The 7097-nt window shown below is 60.4% G+C and carries 6 protein-coding genes; 1 reads left to right on the top strand and 5 read right to left on the bottom strand.

Going from position 1 to position 7097, the window contains the following annotated elements:
• Window positions 1-154 precede the first annotated feature (154 nt).
• The 3 genes from O2S87_RS17560 to O2S87_RS17550 are packed head-to-tail and all read right to left on the bottom strand — an operon-like array spanning window position 155 to window position 4013.
• Window positions 155-958 carry a metallophosphoesterase gene (locus O2S87_RS17560; protein ID WP_475410046.1) on the bottom strand — a complete coding sequence of 268 codons (804 nt, stop codon included), beginning with the start codon at window positions 956-958 and terminating at the stop codon, window positions 155-157.
• On the bottom strand, window positions 958-2748 hold the full coding sequence (locus tag O2S87_RS17555; RefSeq protein WP_475410045.1) for an RPA family protein: 1791 nt from the start codon (window positions 2746-2748) through the stop codon (window positions 958-960). Before O2S87_RS17555 ends, O2S87_RS17560 begins: the two co-directional genes overlap by 1 nt.
• Window positions 2745-4013 carry a Single-stranded DNA binding protein gene (locus tag O2S87_RS17550; RefSeq protein WP_475410044.1) on the bottom strand — a complete coding sequence of 423 codons (1269 nt, stop codon included), beginning with the start codon at window positions 4011-4013 and terminating at the stop codon, window positions 2745-2747. The genes O2S87_RS17555 and O2S87_RS17550 overlap by 4 nt, the downstream gene beginning before the upstream one ends.
• Window positions 4014-4128: 115 nt before the next feature.
• Between O2S87_RS17550 and O2S87_RS17545 the strand changes: the two genes are divergently transcribed.
• Window positions 4129-4530: a DUF7510 family protein gene (locus O2S87_RS17545; RefSeq protein ID WP_475410043.1), complete on the top strand. Its 402-nt coding sequence runs from the start codon at window positions 4129-4131 to the stop codon at window positions 4528-4530.
• A gap of 183 nt (window positions 4531-4713) precedes the next feature.
• Here the strand turns inward: O2S87_RS17545 and O2S87_RS17540 are convergent, their stop codons facing one another.
• The gene (locus tag O2S87_RS17540) at window positions 4714-5535 is read right to left on the bottom strand and encodes an IS5 family transposase (protein ID WP_475410041.1); all 822 of its coding nucleotides are present in this window, start codon (window positions 5533-5535) and stop codon (window positions 4714-4716) included.
• A gap of 21 nt (window positions 5536-5556) precedes the next feature.
• Window positions 5557-6699: a hypothetical protein gene (locus O2S87_RS17535; protein WP_475410040.1), complete on the bottom strand. Its 1143-nt coding sequence runs from the start codon at window positions 6697-6699 to the stop codon at window positions 5557-5559.
• Window positions 6700-7097: the final 398 nt, after the last annotated feature.

Below are 7097 nucleotides of genomic sequence, written 5' to 3'. Positions count from 1 at the left end.
AGAAATTAGAGTCATTCACAGTCACAAATTTATTCTGTTATATCTTCGGCAGTGACTCTGTTTTGTGATCGAATATTGAGAAAAACGACGACGAGCTATGTGAAATCACACTTCACTTGGATGGTGCGACTCACGAAGCTGCTGACAGGTCGATTCAGAGGCGTCCGTACGCCCCGAGTCGAGTGCCGTCGAGCAGGTAGAGATCGGCCGAGACGAGTCCCTCGGGCAGAAACGGCGACAGAAAATCCTGGTCGTCGACGTTGATCCACGTCCCACCCGATCGCTCGTTGAACGCCGGGAGAACGACAAGTTCGGGCGCTCGCTCGGTCAGTCCGTCGGCCGCAGCGTCGAGAGCCTCAGTGAACACGGTCCGGTCGAGTCGACCACGGAGCCACGCCTTTTCGACACGGTACCCCCCGACGCTGTCTTGGAGTTTCACCGTAGGATGTTCGTGGGCCATACAGATCACGTCGGCCGACAGTACCGACGAATCGGGCCACGTATGGCCGTGACAAACGCCGATCGTTGTCGAATCGTGCTCGTCGCCCAGCAGCCCGCCCGACTGCGGGAGGATGTCGACGTCCGTTCGGTCGCCCCAGAGATCGCCGAGCCCGCCGTCGTGGTTGCCGGGAGTGACGGTGACCGGAACGCCACGGTTCGTGACGATTTCGGTGTACAGATCGTCGAGCTCTTGGCGCTCTGTTCCGTCGACACCTCCGATGCGGTGACCGAGATCACCCAGCATCACCAGCCGGTCAGCAGCCGTTTTTTCGAGAAGGTCGATGAGACGGCCGCGGCGTCTGTCGGCGTTGCTCGGCAGTTCGACGCCGCGTTCGTAGCGGAGCCCGGCCTCGATACCGGCATGGTAGTCACCAACGAGTAGCGCCCGCTCGGTACCGTAGTCGGCCGTTGCCGCCGGGGCGTTCGCGACCGGTTGGAGATGCGGGCGGCGAGCCATCAGATCGATTTGAGAATGCCGTCGGTCGGCTCGTAGCACCGCCCACCCATCAGCGCGTCTGCGATCGCACCATCGATTGCCGTCTCGTCGACACCGTAGGCTTCGACAATACGGGTGATCAGTTCCTCGCGGTCGACGCCGTCGCCGTCGTCCATCTCACCCATTCGCTCGACGACTACGTTTTCGAGGTTGATGTCTTCGGCTGCCGGTTGCTCGTCGTCCTCGTCCTCGACATCCTGAGCCGCCTCAACTTGCTCACCCTCGGATTCGTCGACCGATTCGTCGACAGCCGTCGACGCCTCTTCGCTGTCGGTCGTCTCTGTTTCGGTCGTCTCTGTTTCGGTCGTCTCCGCTTCGGTCGTGTCCTCGAACTCGCCGACGTCCTCAAACGAGCCGAGCGTCTCGGTGGTCTCGGCTGTGGAGTCACCAGACACGGAAGACTCGGCTTCGGCGTCGGAAGCCGTGGCTGCGTTCTCGTCGGCCTGGGCGGTTTCGGCGAGCTCGTCGACGTCCGGGACGTCGATGTCGGCCTCACCTGCCGGATCGACGTCGTTGCCGGTCGAGAACTCCGAGCCGAACTCGGATTCGAGCTCCTCGCGTTCCTCGTCGTCGAGTTGGTACATCCCTGCACCTTCGGCGGCCTCCTCGTCGGTCTCGGAGACAGCGTCGGAACTCGTCGGAGACGCATCGTCGACGGTGGATTCGGCTGTCGCAGTGGCATCCGACTCTTTCGCCCCGTTTTCGGCCTCGGACTCGGGTTCGATTGCATCGACCGATTCGACGGCGTCCGCTGAACTCGTCGAGGACGTGGTGGAGTCCGCCGAACTCGCTGGCGTCTCGGTGGAGTCAGTTGTGGACGAGTCGGTCGACGGTTCCGGCGTCTCCGGTTCGGCGTCAGCCGCAGACTCAGCGTCGACCGGGGACCCTGTTGGCCCCGATTCGGTCACTGGATCGGTCGAATCCGATTCGGTCGTCTCCGGCTCAGTTGGCTCCGGTTCGGACGTGGGCTCTGAGTCAGTGACTGCAGCGGCTGCCGACTCACTAAGATCGAGATCGACCGTCGGGAGCGGACCGAGCGTCGCCTCGCCGCCCTCGTCAGGCGCGAGATCGAGCGAGCGAACCGATTCACGTTCGTCGGCGACGAGTTCGAGCGCGTCGACTGCGAGCGTTCTGAGCGCGTCGAGATACGCCGTCGTCGTCCCATAGTGATCGATCGCCCGTGGAATCCCGGCTGCCAGCGAGGCGTCGACGCCGGCCGCTGCGAGGGCGGCCTGTAGCTGCTCGCCGCGAAGCGACGAGTCGAGGGCGGCCGCACAGACCGCGATCCGGTGGAGCGTCGACTCGGCGGCCGACACCACCCACCGGTCGCGCGTGGACGCGTCGACCTCGCTGAGGCTTTCGGGACGTACCGAGGTGAACACGCGATCCGAATCCTCGGGCTCGAACGTTCGGGCCTTGCCCGTAATTGCCACAAACGCCGGTGGGGTGGTTTGATCGAGGAATGCCTGGGCAGGGGGTTGATACTGACCAGCGTAGGTCACGAACGCACCAGTCGGGTCGACGATCCGACCGCGAAGCGTGTCGTCGTTGATACGCTCGACCTCCGTGAGAACGCCAACTGCGAACAGTCGATTGACTCGGAGACCGGTGGGAGTGACGACGTAGTTCGGCGCGCGCTCCTCGTCGCTTTCGGAGTACGAAAGCGAGGCGTCGTCGAACTCCGCCGCAAAGAGCCGGTAGGCGACCTCGCGTCGACCAGGGCCCGAATCGCCGTTGTCCGTGCTGCTCATTGGCGCACCTCCGCGAGCACCGCAGTTGCACGTGCGGCCGGTTCCTCGTTGTCTTTCTCGAACGTCTCGACGGTCAGGTTCGCGCCGTACTCGTCGACCGAGAGCGTTCCGCGCACCCGGTAGCCCAGACCGACCAGTCGCTCGCGAATCGTCTCGGCGACGACCTCCTTGTCCATCGCCTCGCGGGCGGCTTGCTTCGCATCGTCGACGTCGCCACCGTAGATCTCGGCCGTGAGTTCCGAGCCGATAATTGCGGTCACGGTGTCGGTGCCGTCGTCGACGATCGCCTTGATTCTGAGGTCGTCTTCGCCGTCGACCGCGCCGTGGGTCCGACACTGACCGTTTTGGATCACACGTCCACAGTCGGGACAGCGCTCGATGAGCCCTGAGCCGTCACGGACTTCGAGAATGTTGCCGACCACCTCGACGTCGAAGAGGCCGCCGCTGTCGACGGCGTCGGCGATCGAGAGCCGCGGCGCATCCTCCGTAACTGCAACGGGCTCCGACAGCGGCTCGATCGTCGAGAACTCCGAGAGATTGATCGACGGCGAGCCGCGGAACTCACGGATGTAGACGTTCTCGATCCGGAGATCCGCACCGGCTTCGGTCTCGGGATGCGGGCTCCAGTCGGTAAACGGGAGCCGGGCGGTCTCGTCGGCGACGACGCCCGAGAGGATCGTCGTCTCGCCGTCACGGCCGTCGATAGTTCGTGAGTCGACCTCCTGAATTCGGACTTCGACGGTTCGGCCCCGGTCGCCAGCCGCGAGGTCGATCAGCTTGCTATCGCCGCCAATCGACTGGTCGACGTCGACCGGTTCGTCAGCCATCGAAACGGTCGACGACTGGCCGAGGTTGAGTTCGGGATGGCCCTCCCACTCGCGGACCCCGGCGTTGCCGATGACCAGCGAGTCGCCGGCTTCGAAGCCGAAATCCTGCCACGCAGTGTAGGAGATGACCCCCGAGGCGTCAGCGAGTTCTCCTTCTCGAATCGTCACATCCTCGCCCTGGTATCGGATCGTTCGCGTGCCCAGCGTGAGCACCCGAACGGTGACGTTGACCGTGCCGTGTTCGGTCGTGATCTCGTCGACCGCGAGCGTTTCGGGTGTCGACGAGCCGCCACCGCCGCCGTGTTTCCGGCGAACGCTCTGTGCGGCCTCATCGAGCGGGACATCGAACTCCAACAACGATTCCAGATCCGCTTTGACCTCCTGTTTGGGGACACCGAGAGCGGAGGCAAGCTCCTCGGCTGTGTTGTCTACGTCCATCGGACTGATATTCGGTCGCAGGCGGTAAAAACTATGCGCGCGACTGTGCGATGGTCAGCAAGGTCGATCGAAAAATCGGGGAACTGCTAAGTGGGTCGCCCCCACATAGAGGCGTATGAGCGAGTCCGAGACGGTCGACGAGGAGTTTGCATACACGACCCGAATCGAAGGCGGCACGACGACCATCGACGTGACCGGCAAACACGAGGTCGCGTTCGTGATTCAGTCGGCCAGCGGCGAACGGATCTACTTCCCGCCAGAGGATATGGACACCAGCGGTCCGAGCGATCCCGACAGCCCGTATCAGAGTCGCGATAGTCCGTATCAGAGTCATGACAGCCCCTATCAGTCCGACAGCCCGTATCAGCCAGCGACCTCCGACAGCCCATACGAACCGGCCGAGAACACCGAAACGAGCACGCGCGGCGTCGTCGAAACCCGAACCGGCTTTCGGATCACTCACCCCGAACCAGCCTCCGAAATCACGCTGTTCAGAGGCTCGAAAACCGTCGCCTAACCGGCACGGAACCGACTGTTTAGGCCGCTCGTAGACCGTACTCCGGGCGAGCACCGTGGGTGGGCGGCTACGTCGACAATAAAAAAAGAAAAGCGATTCGCTAGCGGCCAGTACCGTCTCCGAAGCTACTCGGCCTTCTCGTATTTCTTTTGGCTCTGTAGTTTCGGTACACGGCGGTCAAATTCATGGAAATCGGACGCTCCGTCGAAGGTTGTAGACGGCTGCTTTGAGAACCATTTCTCGGAACTCTAAATTCCAACTCCGCGCACGCACGGCGGAGCCGAGCGTGCGCTTGATCGACGAGAAGACGGTTTCAGACATGGATCGCTGGTGATACCGATCACGGTCCATGCGGGCGTTGTGGGCGTGATCGAGCGAGGAATAGATACGGTGCTTGATCAGGGGACGAACACCGTTTCCACGGAGTTCGTCCCTGAAGGCTTTCGAGTCATAGCCACGGTCTGCAGCTAATGAACGCAGGTCGGCCGCATTCCTGCGGGCGACCTGCGGACCGATCTTCGCGTCGTGCTTCTTTGTCGTCGTGCAGTGGATGTCGGTGATGTACAGCGTTTCGACATCCACTAGAGCGGTGACTTTCAACGCACGAATGCGGTAAGAGGTGCGGTTAGCGTAGTGTCGGCTGGGCTGATCACGGTCGAAGCCTGTTGCATCGATAGAGGCGTGACCTGTGCGTTTCTCGGCTGACCGGCCGAGAAACGCACGCCACGTCTTCATGGAAATCCGACCAAACCAGGTTCGAAGAACGGTGTAGTGAGGAAGTCTCGTAAGCCCGATTTCTTCGACGATACCAGGCATTTCGCTAAGCAAATCAATCGTTCCACGATATGATTTGCCCAGCTCAATGCGGATTGCATGAAGTACGAGCATGGCCCATTCAGCGAACCCGCGACCCCCACGGGGGTCGGCGGGTTCGTCGGGATTAGCGACAACTAATTTAGCTTTCGCGACTGCATTACGGGTGAAGAGACGGATTTCCGAATTCAAAGTAATCTGTCTCTTCGCTTTCTACAGCAATAAAGGAGCTTTCGCCGTTACCTCTAGCGAAACTACAGAGCCTTTCTTTTTATATTCTTTGTATTTCGCCTCGTGTTCTTTCATACGTTTTTTGAGTTCCTTTTTGTCGTCCGGCTCGGATGGCTCCGTCGGTTCGGGTTCTTCCGGCGGTTCCTGTGGTTCTGGCGGGACCTCCGCACATGGACTATCACTGGCCTGGATACTGCCCTCGAATATGGTGTCGTCCTCGTAGCTGATCTCGATACTCGAGGGGTCGAGATCGCCAGGAAGGGCGATCGTTCCCACGCCGTCGTCGTCGACAGTCACGTCGTACGTCGTGGTCACATCGCCAACGAAACTCACGGTGACCATGAGCATCTCACCCTCCTCGATATCATCTGTCTCGATAGTGATCTCCTCGCACGTAATATCCAGCGAGTCGATCATGGGGTCGTCGGGCTCGGGCGGTTCGGGCGGTTCGTCGAAACACGGGGCGTCTTCGGCAACGACATCCTGCTCGTCGAGCACGGTCCCGTCGAACGAGAGTTCGAAACTGGTCGGATTGAGATCGCCGGGCAGGTCGAACGTGGCGACGTTGTCGTCGACCGTTGCCTCGAAGGTCTCTTCGGACTCCTCGCTTTCTTGATCGATGAACGTCACCGTCGCCGTCAGCGTCTCTCCATCGTCGATGTTCTCGGTCTCGACAGTGAGTTCCTCACATGTCACCTCGAAGTCGACGAGAACTGGTGCTGGATCCGGCTCGCCACCGCAACTGAAAAACGTCGCGTTGCTGATTTCGGGCTCACCCGGTGGCAGACAGAACTCCGTGTTGTCGTCGACAGGGGCGACGTAGCAGTTCTGTCCGGCTTTGATTCCGACGTAATCAGCGCCATCCGGAATCTCATCCGGGGTGAAACACATCCCGGAGAGGCCAGTGAAAAGCGGAGTGAGTGCGGTTACCTCCTCGTCATCGTCGCATTCGTTTTCCACACACGCGAGACACTGTTGAGCCTGCGGGCCCGGTGAGAAGGCTCCACAAAACTCGGCAACAGTTGTCTCTCCAGTGCTTGGCTCGGACTGTGCATCGACGTCGGTCGACAGTGTCGAGACGCCACCGACACCGGCGAGCGTGCCAGTGGCGGCGAGTCTTTTCATATACGTCCGACGTTCGATTCCGTCGTCTGAATCGTTTGTGTCATCGTGCAGTTACCACTTCACAAACACACAATATCGTAATACGTACCAAAAACACCTATCCGTAGACAACTATCCCGTAATAATTCACTACCAACAGCTACTTGTGTGATAGTCGACTCGCCAGTCTGCTGGCGAAAACGTGACTGTATGCGCTCAGTACCGTGGTAAGCAGACGTTTCGGGCGCGTTTGGTACGGCGGCTTATCAGTACAGCCGAATGGTTGTTCTTTCTGCTCTGTTGAATAGCGATCTATTCGGCTGATATCACGGGTTAGAAACGTGAAGCCGAGGAATTCGACTCTGCCCATGGAGATCGATCTCCTCGACTTCGTTGAGCAGTGTCGTCGGCTAGCTAAA

It is taken from the genome of Halohasta sp. A2 (genome assembly GCF_056175805.1).
The sequence above is the reverse complement of the archived record's forward strand: the minus strand, read 5'-3'. Positions and strand labels throughout refer to the sequence as shown.